Below are 922 nucleotides of genomic sequence, written 5' to 3' on the forward strand. Positions count from 1 at the left end.
GGGGTTGCTGTCATGTAGAGGCGTTTTTTTCCTCGAATAATGCTGTTGTCATGAACTTTGATAAACTCAGATTCATGCTTGTCTGTTCCTAAAACAATCCCAGTTGTTCTATGGGCTTCATCACAAATGATTAGATCAAATTCGGGTAAATCATATTCCTTTTGCGCATCGGAAATCACTTGAATAGAATGATAGGTCGAAAAGACTACGGTCATCACATCAAGAGAGGTCTTATTGGCTTTACGGGCAAGTTCTTTTGCATCCGTTGTTGCCGGTAAGACGAGATCAGAAGCATCAAGACCAGCTTCATCATCATTTTTACTTTTACGACGCTTGCCCACTTGTGTATCCGAACACACGGCAAAGGAACGCAAGGGGATTTCTGTATCAATGGTCCATTCACGGATTGTTTGTGACATCAAAGCAAGGGAGGGTACCAGAAACAACACACGCTTGCCTTTTCCTGCAATGGTTTCTGCTATCTTAAGGCTTGTGAAAGTCTTACCCGTCCCACATGCCATAATAAGCTTGCCACGGTCTGCTTCTTGCAAACTTTCACAAACTCTTTCAAGCGCTTCTTTTTGATGATCTAAAAGCTTTTTTTCGGTTGCTCTTTAAGGACGGCTTGTCCTCTTTCTTTATAAGCCCCCCAATCGATTTGACTGTTTTCTAAATCAAACAGATTAATCTGTTGAATACGAACCTCTTGACCATCACACGTATTGTTCGCATTATCACTCCAATTGCTTTCGGTACTATCAACTAGAATACGACGCGTGAATATTTTCTTCCCAGAGGCAGCGATAAAGCTATTAATATCTTCTTTTTTAATGATGTGAGCAGCATCATAGCATTTACATTGAATAGCCGCATAACCTCCTTGATCACGGATTGTAGCGACCAGATCAATACCGATATCACG

1 pseudogene is annotated in these 922 nt (G+C 41.3%); it reads right to left on the reverse strand.

Features of this window, described 5'->3' with window-relative positions:
- A pseudogene (locus BN200_RS09055) lies at positions 1–922 on the reverse strand (restriction endonuclease); the annotation flags it as partial.

This window comes from Bartonella senegalensis OS02 (assembly GCF_000312545.1).
In the GTDB taxonomy this organism is placed as follows: Bacteria; Pseudomonadota; Alphaproteobacteria; order Rhizobiales; family Rhizobiaceae; genus Bartonella; species Bartonella senegalensis.